The following is a 14,014-nucleotide window of genomic DNA, read 5'->3' as shown; positions in this document are numbered from 1 at the left end:
AATGGACCATCCAATTCAAGGTTTAATGACAACCGCAATGCAGCATTTAAAACAAATGACTGATGTAAATACAATTGTTGGTGACCCGATTAAAGCAGCAGATGGAAGTGTAATTCTTACCGTTTCGAAAGTAAGTTTTGGCTTTGCTGCTGGTGGAAGTGAATTTGGCAAGGTAGAGCATTCAGGCCGTCATCCATTTGGAGGAGGTAGCGGTGGTGGAGTTTCCATTAATCCAGTTGCCTTTCTCGTTATAAATGGAGAAGGTGTGAAAGTTTTACATTTAGATAAACAAACACATGTCATTGACAAAATAATTGAATTAGCACCACAAGCTGTTGATAAAGTGAAAGAAATGATGGATAAACGAAAAGAAGATGATCCGGAATTTCAAATTTAACGAGTAAAAAAGCTAATCAATGGATTAGCTTTTTTATTTTTTTGTAAATAAAGCGATTTTATTTGCATTATCGATAGGGACAAACTATCATTTACATTGTACATATTTTGTTTAAAATAAGGGAGGATTTTTAAGTGGCAAATGTAACTTTTAAAGGTAACCCAATGACTTTAGTTGGAACAGAAGTTAAAGTTGGCGATCAAGCGCCTAACTTCCAAGTATTAGCAAACGACTTATCTCCAGTAAGTTTAGAAACATACAAAGGCGAAGTAAAATTAATTAGTGTTGTACCTTCAATCGACACAGGTGTTTGTGATGCACAAACACGTCGTTTTAACCAAGATGCAGCAGGTATTGAAAACGCGAAAGTATTAACAATTAGCGCTGATTTACCATTCGCTCAAAAACGCTGGTGTGCAGCAAACGGTTTAGAAAATGTTGTAACACTTTCTGATCACCGTGACCTTTCATTCGGTGAAGCTTACGGCTTAGTAATGAAAGAACTTCGTTTACTTGCTCGTGCAGTATTCGTAGTAGATAGCAATGACAAAGTAGTTTACGCAGAATACGTAGGCGAAGGTACAAGCCATCCAAACTATGAAGCAGCATTAGAAGCAGCTAAATCTGCGAAGTAATGTAAATGAAGACGACCTCTCATTAAAGTTTTACTTTAGAAGAGGTCGTCTTTTCTCATGTATTGTTAACTGAACCAATATATGAGAAAAGACGTTACATCATAAACAACTTGAAGGGGAGCTCTTTGCAAGAGGTCGCTTTTTCTTTTGGGAAAAATTTAGATTATGGTATGATGTAAGTTATGTGTAAAAGAGAGAAGGAGGAATGTACGTGAGTCAGGCAGTAGAAACATTATTTTCTATTTTTGATTCTTCTACGGTAGTTTTACGTAAAGAATTAGATGTAACATATTTAGAGGCGCTTGTAGAAACAGGTGATAACTTGTTTGAGGGAGCGATTTTACAAGAGGAATTATCCGAATCAACAATTGAAAGGTTGAATCGTGAATATAGTACGTTTAATGAAGAAACATATAAAGGGGAAGAAATTCGTAAAGCATTTCAGCTAGCCATTTTAAAAGGAATGAAAGAAGGCGTGCAAGCGAATCATGAAATGACGCCTGATGCAGTTGGAATGTTCATGAGTTATTTATTCCATAAATTTATGCAAGGGCAAAAAGAAATTACAGTTTTAGACCCTGCAATTGGAACAGGTAACTTAATGACTACAATATTTAATGGTGCCAAAGAAGAACTAGCAATGAGTGGATTTGGTGTAGAAGTGGATGAAGTGCTAATTAAACTTGCTTTAGTAAATGCGAATTTACAAAAGCATGCAATTGAATTCTTCCACCAAGATGGACTAGCACCACTTTATATCGATCCAGTTGATGCAGTCGTTTCAGATTTACCAATTGGTTACTATCCAAATGAAATCGGTGCAAGTGAATATACGTTAAAAGCAAATGAAGGAATGTCATATGCGCATCACTTATTTATTGAACAAAGTGTGAAACATACGAAAGAAGGCGGGTATTTATTCTTCTTAGTACCAAACTTCATTTTTGAAAGTGATCAAGCGCCAAAACTACATGCATTTATTAAAGAAACATGCTTTATTCAAGGTTTGTTACAGCTACCTGTTTCCATGTTTAAAAACGAGAAAAATGCAAAAAGTATATTTGTTCTCCAAAAGAAAGGTCCTAGTGTAATAATGCCAAAACAGGCGTTATTAGTGGAGTTACCTAAATTCTCCAACATGAAGGCGATGGAGAACATTATGGATCAATTAAATACTTGGTTTGCAACACATAAATAAGGTAAGTTATATGTAACAGGGGTAGTGATTAATGTAGTACAGATTTATAGGATTTGTCATATTTTTTAATATATACAAGATTTAACTGAATTTTTTTGAAATCTGTAATATATTTTTTTTCTTGGTGTTACAATTTTTTCACTTGAAATATATGTCGGACGATGTTTAAATTAAAATCGTGAGTATAAAATTTACTGATGATGAAACGTTTTCATATTGAGTGAATTTAATTAGATAAAATCGAGCGGTTTGTGGAATGATCCACACAACTACCAAGAGAAAAAGGGGCGAAAGACTAGATGTCAAAAATCATCGCGATTAACGCAGGAAGCTCTTCCTTAAAATTCCAATTATTTGAAATGCCAAGTGAAACAGTATTAACAAAAGGTTTAGTAGAACGTATCGGTTTAGAAGATAGTATCTTCACTATTACTGTAGATGGCGAAAAACAAAAAGAAATTACAAACATCCCAGATCACGCAGTAGCAGTTAATATGCTTCTTAAGAAGTTAACTGAAAACGGAATCGTAAAATCTCTTGATGAGATTGGCGGTATCGGTCACCGTGTTGTACACGGCGGCGAAAAATTTGCTGATTCTGTTTTAATTACTGATGAAGTATTAGCGGATATCGAAGAATTAAGCGATTTAGCACCACTTCACAACCCAGCAAACCTTGTTGGTATTAAAGCATTCCAAGAAGTATTACCAAACGTACCAGCAGTAGCAGTATTCGATACAGCATTCCACCAAACAATGCCGGAATCTGCATTCCTATACAGCTTACCATATGAGTACTATGAAAAATTCGGTATCCGTAAATACGGTTTCCACGGAACTTCTCATAAATACGTAACTGAGCGTGCGGCTGAACTATTAGGTCGTCCACTTGAAAGCTTAAGCCTACTTTCTTGTCACTTAGGTAACGGTGCAAGTATCGCAGCAGTAGAAGGCGGAAAATCAATCGATACTTCTATGGGCTTCACTCCACTTGCTGGTGTAACAATGGGTACACGTTCTGGTAACATTGACCCTGCGTTAATTCCATACATCATGGAAAAAACAGGCCAAACAGTAGAAGAAGTAGTTAGCGTATTAAACAAGAAGAGTGGTATGTTAGGTCTTACTGGTTACTCTAGTGACCTACGTGACATCATTGCGAAAGAAGAAGAAGGCGACCACCGTGCGAAAGTAGCACTTGATGTATTCGTAAGCCGTATCCACAAATACATCGGTTCTTACACTGCTCGTATGAAAGGTGTAGACGCAATCATCTTCACAGCTGGTGTAGGTGAAAACAGTGCAATTATTCGTGAACGCGTATTAGAAGGCCTTGAGTACATGGGCGTATACTTCGACGTAAAACGTAATAATGTATTCGGTGAAGAAGCATTCATCAGCTTCCCACACTCTCCAGTAAAAATTATCGTAATTCCAACTGACGAAGAAGTTATGATCGCTCGTGACGTACTACGTCTTGGAGATATTGGTTAATATACTATATGAAAAGAAAGACGAGATCCTATAGGATCTCGTCTTTTTTCTTTTTGATATATTTCAAAATTCCATCCGGATATAGTACTTTTTCCTTCTGAATGAATGCAGTAATGGGAACCTATTTTGCATATGACATTGTTTGTTCATCTTGTATATTGAGTATTTCCGTTTCATATAGTGACGTGTCTAATAAGCATAAAGAATATAGTTGAATGATTTCATGACCAATTTCCTCATCTAGATGAAAGATGTTGTCTAAGCAGCCTAAATAATTGGTGATTTCCACTTCTGTATGAAGCTCTTCTTTAAATTCACGAATAACAGTATGTGCTGATTTTTCACCAAGTTCAATTGATCCGCCAAGAGGTCGGTAATATGTTTCATCGCCTGTATGATATTCTTGTACGAGAAGGCGACCGTGATGTATAGCAATGCCAAAAGCTTTTGCGCGTGGATACATATATAATCACTCCTTATTTATTTTGTATAAGGATGATTATAAGGCAGGGTGTGATAAAAGGTGACGTGTATTTAAGCGTTTGGCCGAATTGTGATGCCATTAAATAAGTCATTCCAAAATGCTTCATTGTACTGGTATACATCCATAATAGGGCATTTTATAACACAAATATTTTGTAATCCCCAATCTTCTTGGGTGATAGTTGGTACATCGGCAGGAAGGAGTAAAAGGACGGAGAAGTTATGTTTGACCATTTGAGATAAAATTTGTTCAAGAGAAAGTGCTTCTTCATATGTTCCTCCAGTACGAATAAATAATATTGATTCTTCCATTTCAATTGTAGTTAGAAAACGATTAATCCGATGCTCATAATTTAATTTAATATCTGTATAGGAAGGCCAAGAAGTGGGTGTATTTACATCTGTTTTAAAGTCATGACAGGAGTCGATTTCATAAAGGTTGTCTCTTAGTCGTAACTTAGCATCATCATCCCAAAATGAGATGAAAGACAGATTTTCTAATTCTAAAAAACGGTGAAAGCGATTTTGTAATAATAAATTTACTTTCTCTAATGAAGGACTTAGCATAAAATCAATAACACCAAAAAATGGTGATAATTTGAATTGGAATAATGCCCAAGCAGGCCAACAGTTTTGTCCTAAGCTGAATACTGCATTATAATTTTGTTTTATATTGGATAGATTCATGTGAGTTATCTCATCCTTTTTGCTAATATTTTATGTCATTAAAAAATGGTATGTGAATAAAGATAGACAAGCATATTTGCAAAGAACAAGCGGAAATATGTTACAATGGAAAAAAATCGAACGAGGTGGTTGTTGCGATGCGATCGAAGCGAGAACAAGCCATTTTAGACAATATAAAAGAGTGGGAAGGGCAATTAGTAGAGCAAGAAGCGACCGACTTTCAAAAGATGTTTGATAAGTGGTTGCATACGACAATTGCGAAACTGCCTGAGAAAAAACGAAAAGACTTTTTTACGAAAGCAGATGGATGGCTCTTTCATTTGCATGCGCTTATTCAAAGTTCACAATCACAGCTAGATGCACGTAATCGTATTTTAGGAACGTCGAGAGTATTTGATGAATCCATTGAGCAACTTGAAGATTTGAAGGCGTTATCTATTGATCAATTAACATACATAGCAGAGCAGCAAACAGCACGTCATCGCCTATATTCATTCGTACAAGGCGGAGCAACTGGTGCTGGTGGTTTATTATTATTAACGGCTGATTTTCCGGTTATGATTGCGTTAAATGTGAAGGCTGTACAACTTGTTGCGACATCATTTGGGCATGATGTGAACAAGCCGTATGAAATGATGCTTGCATTAAAAGTATTCCATGCATCATTATTACCGGCGAGGCTTCAGCAATATGCATGGTACAATTTACTGAGAGAACTCGAACAAGAGGATTCATTCTTCTATGAAGGAGACGAAGCAGTGTTAAAGCCAGCTTCTACTGAGGTTGTGTTAAAACAAATTTTGAAGACGTTTTCGATTTATGCTCTTCGTCGTAAATTATTCCAAGGGATTCCTGTACTCGGAATGGCAATTGGCTCTACAGTGAACTATCGCTTAACGAGGAATGTTACTGAATTTGCAAATAAGTTTTATCAAGTACGCTACATATTAGAAAAAGAAAAGAGAGCATGAAAAAAAAGCGAGAGGCCGAAGCCTTTCGCTTTTTAGTTTGTCGCATGTTTTTTGGACATTGGAATAGATACTGGTTGCTTTGCTGCTTTCTTTTCTGTTTTTGGATAGTAAATTAAATCCAACGTTTTTGCCTGTACGGCAATCGAAAGAATAGTAAAAGCAATTTCTGTCCAATTTAAATAATATAATGAAAGCGCAAGAACAATCGCGTCAAAGACGAAGAAAATTTGCCCAATTGTAAAACGAGTTCGTTTACTTAATACAATTGTTAAAATATCGTCTCCACCGGTTGCACCGCCAAATCGCAATATAAAACCGAGTCCAATACCAGCTAACGCACCGCCAACTACTGCAGCTATAAATAAATTGTTTGATAAATCTACCGTAAAAGGAGAATAATTTTCCATAAGGGAATAAAATGCTCCGAATGAAAGTGAACCTAAGAATGAATAGCCAACCATTTTTCTACCTAAAAATGAAGCACATAGTAAAATAATAGGGATATCCATTAATACAGTTGAAATAGATGGTGAAATATCATAAAAATTTTGGATAAATAGTGCAATTCCTACAAAGCCACCTTCTGTTAAGTGGTTTTGGAAGTGAATGTGATATAGCGCTGCTGCTAAAATAAATGAACCGATTAAAACCATAAAAACTTCTTTAATAATTTGTCGACTTTGGATGTTCCTCATCGTTATTCCTTCTTTCCGTAGTTAGTAGTCCTTGTTGTGTTGTAAACTAACTACGAGCTCACATGTAGCTTTCAGTTAGTTTACGAAAAAAACTAACTACGCTATATGTCGCTGAAGAAATAACGAATAATCCTCTCGTCCATCAATTCTCCCTACCTTCGTTTTAGTTTAAGTCTTAAAACGACTAAACAAAACGTGGAGTAGGATTCTTCATTTAGCAATCCTGCTCTTCTTTGTTTTGCTTAGCTAGTAACAATTAAGTCCTAAACAAAACGCTATGTGTAAGAAGAGTCTTTTTTTTGCCAAATTATCCTTCGGGCAATCATAATTTCCCCACTCTCGTATTTTTTTCGCTAGACTAAAGTATCTGAGCTGAAAAATACGCTACGTGTATGATTCGTCAATACGATGCCACATGCTCCTTCGAGCGATCATGATATCAAAATCCCTTCCTTCAAGATTTATATTATTATATCATACTTTCAAAAAATGTATGCGGATGGAAACCGACAATAAACGAAGGAAATCTACAAAAATTATTATGTTTAAATATTTTTGTAGAAAAGCCTAAGTTATTTTGCAGAATTGGACGGTTTTTAAAAGTTTGTCCAATAAGTAAGAAAGGAATGGCGTTTATTCAGTTGTATCTTTCTGGTCACCTTTATCTTTAAAAAACGCATCCCAGCTAATCACACTTAAAAAAGTTAAAGCGATAATAATGAAAGCTCGCATGAAGTTGAGACCTCCTTTTGTACATAGTATATGAATAATTTGTTTCAGAATGTGTCATTTTTTTACAAGTCTTACTTGTTATGAGATTATATCAATATAGATAGATGAAAGGGAGAGAGAAGATATGCTAAAAGACATGTTCAAAAGAAAAGAATTAATATGCGTTTCATGTCAGAAAAAGATTCAATATGAAGAAGAGCTCGTTGCTTTTGTAAAGTTGCCAAAGGAAAGAAGTATATTAGTTGGACCGTTTGATGTGTGTTTGGCGAAAACAGCACAAGAAATATATTGTAAATCGTGTTACGACAAAAAAGCATGACCCAAAGTAATTGAGGGGCATGCTTTTTTCATTGGTGTGCTTTTCCCTCAGATACATTTTGAGTGAGTCGATACCAAAGCCAAAGGTCATTAATGATGGAAGCGAGATCAGCAATTTCTGAATTAAGTTTGCAAGAAATTTCGAAGTTTTCTTCGTTATTTAAATGATGCTGTTTTGCATTAATAGAGTGTTCGAGTTCTTTTATACGATCAGGAATCTTCCCGCGAACTTGCTCCCATTTTAATAAAATAGAATGCTGCGCTTGTTCAGAGATGTTTTCCCATTCGTCTTGTATGTTCGGCACTTCAATTCCTAGATGTTCATTGTATATAAAATATTTTTTCATAGACATCCCTCCATTTTCCTGCCTCTATTTTACATAAAAACAGAAAGAAGTTCGATGAAATTGTTTGAAAAAATTTGAAAATGACCCTTGATACATTTTGTAAAAGGTGTTAAAGTGTGAATTATTATAAAAGAAAATGAATATTTATTCTTTAGGGGGATGCAAAATGGAGAAGAAAAAAGTTGTGTTAGCATATTCTGGAGGTCTTGATACTTCCGTTGCAATTAAATGGTTACAAGAGAAGAATTATGATATTATCGCGCTTTGCTTAGATCTAGGGGAAGGTAAAGATTTAGCGTTTGTAAAAGAAAAAGCACTTGCAGTAGGTGCAATTAAATCGTATATGGTGGATGTTCAAGAAGAATTCGCGAATGAATATGCATTGATGGCGATGCAAGCACACACATTATACGAAGGGAAATATCCTCTTGTCTCTGCATTATCTCGTCCGCTTATTGCGAAAAAGTTAGTGGAAATTGCAGAACAAGAAGGCGCAACTGCAGTTGCACATGGATGTACAGGGAAAGGGAATGACCAAGTTCGTTTTGAAGTTTCTATTCAAGCATTAAATCCTTATTTAGAAGTGATTGCACCTGTGCGTGAATGGAAATGGTCACGTGAAGAAGAAATTGCATATGCAAAAGAAAATGATGTACCAATTCCGATTAATTTAGATAGCCCATTTTCAATCGATCAAAACTTATGGGGACGCAGCAACGAATGTGGAATTTTAGAAGATCCATGGGCAGCGCCGCCAGAAGATGCATATGAGATGACATTGGCATTAGAAGATACACCGAATAAACCAGAATTTGTAGAAATCGGCTTTGAAGCAGGCGTACCAACGACTTTAAATGGCACTGCATATCCACTTTCAGAATTAATTAAAACGTTAAATGCGCTTGCTGGAAAACACGGTGTTGGACGTATCGATCACGTAGAAAATCGTCTTGTCGGTATTAAATCTCGTGAAGTATACGAATGCCCAGCAGCAATGACGTTAATTACAGCACATAAAGAGCTAGAAGATTTAACACACGTAAAAGAAGTAGCACATTTTAAACCGGTGATTGAGCAGAAAATAACAGAACTTATTTATAACGGTTTATGGTTCTCTCCTTTAAAACAAGCGCTCCATGCATTTTTACAAGAGACGCAAAAGAATGTAACAGGTACAGTGCGTGTGAAATTATTTAAAGGTCATGCGATTGTAGAAGGACGTAAATCTGAGTACTCTTTATACGATGAAAAGCTAGCAACATATACTGCCCAGGACGAATTTAATCATGATGCAGCAGTTGGATTCATTTCGTTATTTGGTTTACCGACGAAAGTATACAGCCAAGTGAATCAAAAGAAGGTGGAAGCGTGAGCAAACTTTGGGGCGGACGTTTTACAGAAGAAGCGGAGGCATGGGTTGAGGAATTTGGAGCATCCATCTCCTTCGATCAACAATTAGTAAATCAAGATATAAATGGGAGTATTGCACACGTAACGATGCTAGCAAAGCAAGGCATCGTTACGAAAGAAGAAGCAGAGAAAATAAAGATAGGGCTTCAATGTTTACTAGAGGAAGCGAAAGAAAATAAATTGAGTTTCTCAGTCGAGGCTGAGGACATTCATTTAAATATCGAAAAGATGTTAATTGAAAACATCGGTGAAGTAGGAGGGAAACTTCATACTGGCCGAAGCCGTAATGATCAAGTAGCGACAGATATGCACTTGTATTTAAAAGAAAAAGTAGAACATATTATAAAAGCTACAAAACAATTGCAAACCGTTCTTGTTCATCAAGCGGAAAATAACATTGAAACAATTATGCCTGGCTATACGCACTTGCAGCGTGCGCAGCCGATTTCATTTGCGCATCATATTCTTGCTTACTTTTGGATGTTAGAGCGCGATGTGAATCGTTATGAAGATTCGTTAAAGCGTATTAACATTTCACCATTAGGAGCAGGAGCACTAGCTGGTACAACATTCCCGATTGACCGAGAATATAGTGCGGAGCTTCTTGGATTTAATGGAATCTATGAAAATAGTTTAGATGCGGTAAGTGATCGTGATTTCATACTGGAGTTTTTAAGTAACTCATCTATGCTTATGATGCACTTATCACGCTTTTGCGAAGAACTTATTTTGTGGAGTAGTCAAGAGTTTCAATTTATTGAAATGAGCGATCAATACGCAACAGGAAGCAGTATTATGCCGCAGAAGAAAAATCCGGATATGGCGGAACTTATTCGTGGTAAAACGGGCAGAGTATACGGTAATTTATTCAGTTTACTTACAGTAATGAAAGGATTGCCGCTCGCTTACAATAAAGACTTACAAGAAGATAAAGAAGGAATGTTTGATACAGTGAAAACAGTAGAAGGATGCCTTCATATTATGGCAGGCATGATTGAAACGATGACTGTAAACAAAGAAAAAATGGGGCAAGCTGTGACGCAAGACTTTTCTAACGCAACAGAAATTGCCGACTATTTAGCAAGCAAGGGACTGCCGTTCCGTCAAGCTCATGAAATTGTCGGGAAACTAGTTCTTCATTGTACGCAAAAAGGAATCTATTTATTAGATGTATCACTTGAAACGTATAAAGAAATGAGTCCGTTATTTGAAGAAGATTTATATGAAGTTCTTTCACCTTATGCAGCTGTAAAGCGCCGTAATAGTGCTGGTGGGACTGGATTTAAGCAAATTGAAAAGGCTTTGGAGAAGGCAAAGGGGTTAGTTGGAGAGTTTGTTGGAAGTTAAATGATGCATGATATAGAAGGTAAGGTGCTTTTTTAGAAGTACCTTACCTTTTTGTGTTTAGATTTTTAGGTATGTATCTATCATTTCATAATTGTTTTTCATAATCATAAAGTGATGCCTCTCATGTATCGCTAATAGCTGAATAGATTGAATAAGGTTAGGGTAGTGAGCAATTGGATCTAAAAATACGATATGACCTGCAATATTTTCTTCTATATTTTGAACTAGTTTCTTTATTTCATCTGTTTCACGTGAGAGTAATTCTTCTAATTCGTTTACATTCATAGAGTAATAGATTTTTTTTGAAGGGATTAAAATCCAAGGAGCTTTCATTCCTTTACCGTGTTTTTCTTTATATTCGGCATAAATGTCATGTATGTCAGTTGCAAATGGGGTGTTTTTTCTTAGCTTGGCATAAGGGATAAGAGTGAAAGAGAATTTAATCGCTACTTTTAGCATCTTTGCAATTAAATATAAATGATAAAAATGCTCACCGATAGACCATTTTCCGTCCTCTTTCCTATACCATAGTTGTTCGTGTGAAAGGGCATGAAGCTTAGGTAGGAACTGGTTTCTTTGTACATGTAATGTGTGAAAATGTTTTGAGATATTTTCAGATTGCATATTTTAGTATCCTCCATGCTTTTTCCTAATTATAACATTTTTTGTATGAATTTAATTAAGCCTAGAACAATATGTTCTAGGCTTAAAGTTTCATCGATTAATCATACTTATGTCGATCTTTCGTAATTCGAATATACTCAATATCCATCAAATCTCGAAGTAGTGCACCGTTACTTAGTTCCACGCCATGTTTCTCTTTAAAATGTGTGCGGATCGTATGTAACATTTCGATTTCTTTCCCATTCACATCTAAAATAATACGTTCATAATCATCCATGTAGCATCCTCCTTTTCTAAACACATATATTTTGTCCGTCTATTTCTAAAAAATGTATGTTAATGTAATGTTAGGAAATGAGAAAGGAATGGAAAATGAGGCGTATTTATTTTGTAGGGTTAATTGTGTACACGCTAATTGTATTACACGTTGCATTCCCGAGCGTATTTTCATTTGAGAATGTAGACACAGTACACGTTGTGATATTTATCTTTACTTTATTTGTGATAGATTGCTGTATTTCGATATGGCTTTCGAAAAGAAAAAATGTACAAGATAAAACAGAAATAGAACGGAAAAAGAGAAAACGTTCATTTTGGATGACAACGTATTGTTTTTCTTTAGTGATTGCTGCTGCATTTTTTAGTGAGCATATTCCACTAGAAAGATTGGATATTGAATTTTGGGCAATCGTATTTGCATGTTATTTTTTTATGCATTTTCTTCCTTATATGAAAGAAAGGCGAGGAGAAGAGGAAGATCCGATTGAAGAAGAAGTGAGAGAACAAGAGAGTAAGAGAATAGAAGAAGCCATAAAGAAACTTGGCGAACAAAAGTGGTATTTGAAATCAAAAATCATATATGTTCTTTGCTTTATCACGCCGCCAATCGGTTATTTGTATGTATTCTGCCTTCGTAAAAAAATGACAGAAGATGCAAAGCAAACGTACTTAACGGTTGCGACGATAATGATGGCACTATGGTCTTTGAAGTTCCTGCCGCCCTATGTGTTGGCAGTTACCGTTGTTGTTGTGGTTTGTCTTGTACTTATATTGAAGTTTGTGAAATGAAAAACACCAAGCCTATGTGGACTTGGTGTTTTATTTATGAATTAAAGATCACCTTGCTCCTCATCACCACGAACAACAAGGACATCGCATTTCGCATAGCGAATAATATGTTCAGAGACGCTACCAATTAGGAAACGTTCTACAGCATTTAAACCAGTTGCACCACACATAATTAAATCCACTTTATGGTTTGGAGCGATTTCTTTTGAAATTTTAGATTTAGGATTACCAAATTCTAATACAGTTTCCACTTTTTCAAGACCAGCTTCAAGCGCAGTTTTTTTGTAGTCTTCTAATAAGTCTTCTGCAAATAGATTTGCGCGTTCAGCAATTGCACGGCTATAAGCCTCTACTGCTGAGTATGCTTTTACATCAACGATATGAGCAATTGTTAATGTTGCGTTGTTTCGTTTTGCAACTTGAATTGCTTTTTTAAAGGCTTTTTCTGCTTCTTTAGAACCGTCCACCGCAATTAAAATATTTGTATATGTATTATTCATAGTAAATTCCTCCCAATCATTTTTATTACCGTTTACAACTTTATTATAAAACAAATTTTGGTAATGTGCTTGTCGGAAACGTTACAGAATTTTGAAAACTTTGCTTTAATTCATTTTAGTTGTAATTGAAGCGAGAACTTGTTACATATGGAGTATAGCAATTTAAAAGGAGGCATGTTTGTGAGACACGCGCTCATTACAGCCGGTACGAAAGGTTTAGGAAAGCAAGTAACAGAAAAGTTATTGGCTAAAGGATATTCAGTAACAGTAACATATCATAGCGATACAAGTGCTATGGAAACAATGAAAGAAACATATAAAAATATGGAAGAACGTCTACAGTTCGTGCAAGCTGATGTCACGAAAAAGGAAGATTTACATAAAATAGTAGAAGAAGCGATGAGCCGTTTTGGCAAAGTTGACTTCTTAATTAATAATGCTGGTCCTTACGTATTTGAAAGGAAAAAATTAGTCGATTACGAAGAAGACGAATGGAATGAAATGATCCAGGGTAATTTAACAGCGGTGTTTCATTTATTAAAACTTGTCGTACCGATTATGAGAAACCAACAATTTGGCCGTATTATTAACTATGGATTTCAAGGGGCAGATAGCGCGCCTGGATGGATTTATCGTTCAGCCTTTGCAGCTGCGAAAGTCGGACTTGTTTCTTTAACGAAAACAGTCGCATACGAAGAAGCTGAATACGGTATTACTGCGAATATGGTATGTCCTGGTGATATAATTGGTGAAATGAAAGAGGCAACGATTGAAGAAGCACGAAATCTGAAAGGTAGTAACACACCAATTGGTAGATCTGGAACAGGTGAAGATATCGCAAGAACCATTTCGTTTTTATGTGAGGACGATTCTGATATGATTACGGGCACGATTATTGAAGTAACAGGTGCTGTTGATGTTATTCATAGACATCGATAGAATTAAATAAAGTGAAGTTTCGAATAATTGGACAGTTTATCCTTTATACTGAGAGGTACGGATAATACTGTCCTTTCATGTAAGATTAAATCTATCGGAAAACTTGTATTATTTTTGTCAAATATTGAGATATTATGTTAGAATATAAGAGCGTAGAAAGCGCTTTAAAA

At 35.7% G+C, this 14,014-nt stretch carries 16 protein-coding genes and 1 pseudogene; 10 read left to right on the top strand and 7 right to left on the bottom strand.

Annotated elements, in window-relative coordinates:
- Nucleotide 1 precedes the first annotated feature (1 nt).
- The 4 genes from ytfJ to ackA all read left to right on the top strand — a co-directional run bounded on the left by ytfJ (nucleotide 2) and on the right by ackA (nucleotide 3,723).
- The gene (ytfJ, locus tag MRBLBA3_RS09655) at nucleotides 2-397 is read left to right on the top strand and encodes a GerW family sporulation protein (protein WP_000350005.1); all 396 of its coding nucleotides are present in this window, start codon (nucleotides 2-4) and stop codon (nucleotides 395-397) included.
- Between the two features lie 134 nt (nucleotides 398-531).
- Nucleotides 532-1,032, top strand: a complete 501-nt coding sequence (tpx, locus tag MRBLBA3_RS09650) for a thiol peroxidase (RefSeq protein WP_000024524.1) — start codon at nucleotides 532-534, stop codon at nucleotides 1,030-1,032.
- A gap of 211 nt (nucleotides 1,033-1,243) precedes the next feature.
- Nucleotides 1,244-2,230 carry a class I SAM-dependent methyltransferase gene (locus MRBLBA3_RS09645; RefSeq protein ID WP_000076016.1) on the top strand — a complete coding sequence of 329 codons (987 nt, stop codon included), beginning with the start codon at nucleotides 1,244-1,246 and terminating at the stop codon, nucleotides 2,228-2,230.
- Nucleotides 2,231-2,529: 299 nt separating this feature from the next.
- Complete coding sequence (ackA, locus tag MRBLBA3_RS09640) at nucleotides 2,530-3,723, top strand: acetate kinase (RefSeq protein ID WP_000034571.1); 1,194 nt, start codon at nucleotides 2,530-2,532, stop codon at nucleotides 3,721-3,723.
- Between the two features lie 28 nt (nucleotides 3,724-3,751).
- Here ackA and MRBLBA3_RS09635 read toward each other — a convergent pair.
- Together MRBLBA3_RS09635 and MRBLBA3_RS09630 are read right to left on the bottom strand one after the other, a co-directional pair.
- Nucleotides 3,752-4,186, bottom strand: a pseudogene (locus MRBLBA3_RS09635) (NUDIX hydrolase).
- Between the two features lie 71 nt (nucleotides 4,187-4,257).
- Nucleotides 4,258-4,893 (bottom strand): DUF1796 family putative cysteine peptidase, encoded by a 636-nt coding sequence (locus MRBLBA3_RS09630; RefSeq protein ID WP_242399424.1) that lies wholly within the window; start codon nucleotides 4,891-4,893, stop codon nucleotides 4,258-4,260.
- Between the two features lie 137 nt (nucleotides 4,894-5,030).
- Here MRBLBA3_RS09630 and MRBLBA3_RS09625 point away from each other — a divergent pair, with 137 nt between their 5' ends.
- Nucleotides 5,031-5,864 (top strand): EcsC family protein, encoded by an 834-nt coding sequence (locus MRBLBA3_RS09625; protein WP_001256862.1) that lies wholly within the window; start codon nucleotides 5,031-5,033, stop codon nucleotides 5,862-5,864.
- 32 nt (nucleotides 5,865-5,896) lie between these two features.
- On the opposite strand, the gene MRBLBA3_RS09620 is transcribed toward MRBLBA3_RS09625, so the two are convergent.
- Nucleotides 5,897-6,559, bottom strand: coding sequence for a YitT family protein (locus MRBLBA3_RS09620; RefSeq protein WP_001244528.1), 663 nt, complete (start codon nucleotides 6,557-6,559; stop codon nucleotides 5,897-5,899).
- A gap of 856 nt (nucleotides 6,560-7,415) precedes the next feature.
- Between MRBLBA3_RS09620 and MRBLBA3_RS09615 the strand changes: the two genes are divergently transcribed.
- Nucleotides 7,416-7,610 (top strand): hypothetical protein, encoded by a 195-nt coding sequence (locus tag MRBLBA3_RS09615; protein ID WP_000910278.1) that lies wholly within the window; start codon nucleotides 7,416-7,418, stop codon nucleotides 7,608-7,610.
- A 28-nt stretch (nucleotides 7,611-7,638) separates the two neighbouring features.
- Here MRBLBA3_RS09615 and MRBLBA3_RS09610 read toward each other — a convergent pair whose 3' ends face one another.
- On the bottom strand, nucleotides 7,639-7,956 hold the full coding sequence (locus MRBLBA3_RS09610) for a hypothetical protein (protein WP_000759797.1): 318 nt from the start codon (nucleotides 7,954-7,956) through the stop codon (nucleotides 7,639-7,641).
- Between the two features lie 166 nt (nucleotides 7,957-8,122).
- Here MRBLBA3_RS09610 and MRBLBA3_RS09605 point away from each other — a divergent pair, with 166 nt between their 5' ends.
- Nucleotides 8,123-9,328, top strand: a complete 1,206-nt coding sequence (locus MRBLBA3_RS09605) for an argininosuccinate synthase (RefSeq protein ID WP_044737579.1) — start codon at nucleotides 8,123-8,125, stop codon at nucleotides 9,326-9,328.
- A complete protein-coding gene (gene argH, locus MRBLBA3_RS09600; protein WP_044737580.1) occupies nucleotides 9,325-10,713 on the top strand; it encodes an argininosuccinate lyase in 1,389 nt (462 codons plus the stop codon). The genes MRBLBA3_RS09605 and argH overlap by 4 nt, the downstream gene beginning before the upstream one ends.
- Before the next feature lie 57 nt (nucleotides 10,714-10,770).
- On the opposite strand, the gene MRBLBA3_RS09595 is transcribed toward argH, so the two are convergent.
- Both MRBLBA3_RS09595 and MRBLBA3_RS09590 read right to left on the bottom strand, forming a co-directional pair.
- Entirely contained in the window at nucleotides 10,771-11,337 is a 567-nt protein-coding gene (locus MRBLBA3_RS09595; RefSeq protein ID WP_044737581.1) for a DinB family protein, read from the bottom strand.
- Nucleotides 11,338-11,434: 97 nt separating this feature from the next.
- Nucleotides 11,435-11,614, bottom strand: a complete 180-nt coding sequence (locus MRBLBA3_RS09590) for a hypothetical protein (protein ID WP_000342972.1) — start codon at nucleotides 11,612-11,614, stop codon at nucleotides 11,435-11,437.
- Between the two features lie 95 nt (nucleotides 11,615-11,709).
- On the opposite strand from MRBLBA3_RS09590, the gene MRBLBA3_RS09585 reads away from it, so the two are divergent.
- Nucleotides 11,710-12,405, top strand: coding sequence for a hypothetical protein (locus tag MRBLBA3_RS09585; RefSeq protein WP_044737582.1), 696 nt, complete (start codon nucleotides 11,710-11,712; stop codon nucleotides 12,403-12,405).
- A 41-nt stretch (nucleotides 12,406-12,446) separates the two neighbouring features.
- Here the strand turns inward: MRBLBA3_RS09585 and MRBLBA3_RS09580 are convergent, their stop codons facing one another.
- Complete coding sequence (locus MRBLBA3_RS09580; protein WP_001066676.1) at nucleotides 12,447-12,905, bottom strand: universal stress protein; 459 nt, start codon at nucleotides 12,903-12,905, stop codon at nucleotides 12,447-12,449.
- Nucleotides 12,906-13,052: 147 nt separating this feature from the next.
- Between MRBLBA3_RS09580 and MRBLBA3_RS09575 the strand changes: the two genes are divergently transcribed.
- Nucleotides 13,053-13,844 (top strand): SDR family oxidoreductase, encoded by a 792-nt coding sequence (locus tag MRBLBA3_RS09575; RefSeq protein ID WP_002077498.1) that lies wholly within the window; start codon nucleotides 13,053-13,055, stop codon nucleotides 13,842-13,844.
- Nucleotides 13,845-14,014 lie beyond the last annotated feature (170 nt).

The sequence above is a fragment of the Bacillus sp. LBA3-1-1.1 genome (assembly GCF_040676495.1).
In the GTDB taxonomy this organism is placed as follows: domain Bacteria; phylum Bacillota; class Bacilli; order Bacillales; family Bacillaceae_G; genus Bacillus_A; species Bacillus_A nitratireducens.
The sequence above is the reverse complement of the archived record's forward strand: the minus strand, read 5'-3'. Positions and strand labels throughout refer to the sequence as shown.

Excerpts from the sequence above, each read along its gene's own strand:
- ytfJ (WP_000350005.1), top strand. The coding sequence starts at position 2 with ATGGACCATCCAATTCAAGGTTTAATGACAACCGCAATGCAGCATTTA.
- ackA (WP_000034571.1), top strand. The coding sequence starts at position 2,530 with ATGTCAAAAATCATCGCGATTAACGCAGGAAGCTCTTCCTTAAAATTC.
- MRBLBA3_RS09630 (WP_242399424.1), bottom strand. The coding sequence starts at position 4,893 with ATGAATCTATCCAATATAAAACAAAATTATAATGCAGTATTCAGCTTA.
- MRBLBA3_RS09625 (WP_001256862.1), top strand. The coding sequence starts at position 5,031 with ATGCGATCGAAGCGAGAACAAGCCATTTTAGACAATATAAAAGAGTGG.
- MRBLBA3_RS09620 (WP_001244528.1), bottom strand. The coding sequence starts at position 6,559 with ATGAGGAACATCCAAAGTCGACAAATTATTAAAGAAGTTTTTATGGTT.
- MRBLBA3_RS09615 (WP_000910278.1), top strand. The coding sequence starts at position 7,416 with ATGCTAAAAGACATGTTCAAAAGAAAAGAATTAATATGCGTTTCATGT.
- MRBLBA3_RS09610 (WP_000759797.1), bottom strand. The coding sequence starts at position 7,956 with ATGAAAAAATATTTTATATACAATGAACATCTAGGAATTGAAGTGCCG.
- MRBLBA3_RS09605 (WP_044737579.1), top strand. The coding sequence starts at position 8,123 with ATGGAGAAGAAAAAAGTTGTGTTAGCATATTCTGGAGGTCTTGATACT.
- MRBLBA3_RS09595 (WP_044737581.1), bottom strand. The coding sequence starts at position 11,337 with ATGCAATCTGAAAATATCTCAAAACATTTTCACACATTACATGTACAA.
- MRBLBA3_RS09590 (WP_000342972.1), bottom strand. The coding sequence starts at position 11,614 with ATGGATGATTATGAACGTATTATTTTAGATGTGAATGGGAAAGAAATC.
- MRBLBA3_RS09585 (WP_044737582.1), top strand. The coding sequence starts at position 11,710 with ATGAGGCGTATTTATTTTGTAGGGTTAATTGTGTACACGCTAATTGTA.
- MRBLBA3_RS09580 (WP_001066676.1), bottom strand. The coding sequence starts at position 12,905 with ATGAATAATACATATACAAATATTTTAATTGCGGTGGACGGTTCTAAA.
- MRBLBA3_RS09575 (WP_002077498.1), top strand. The coding sequence starts at position 13,053 with ATGGAGTATAGCAATTTAAAAGGAGGCATGTTTGTGAGACACGCGCTC.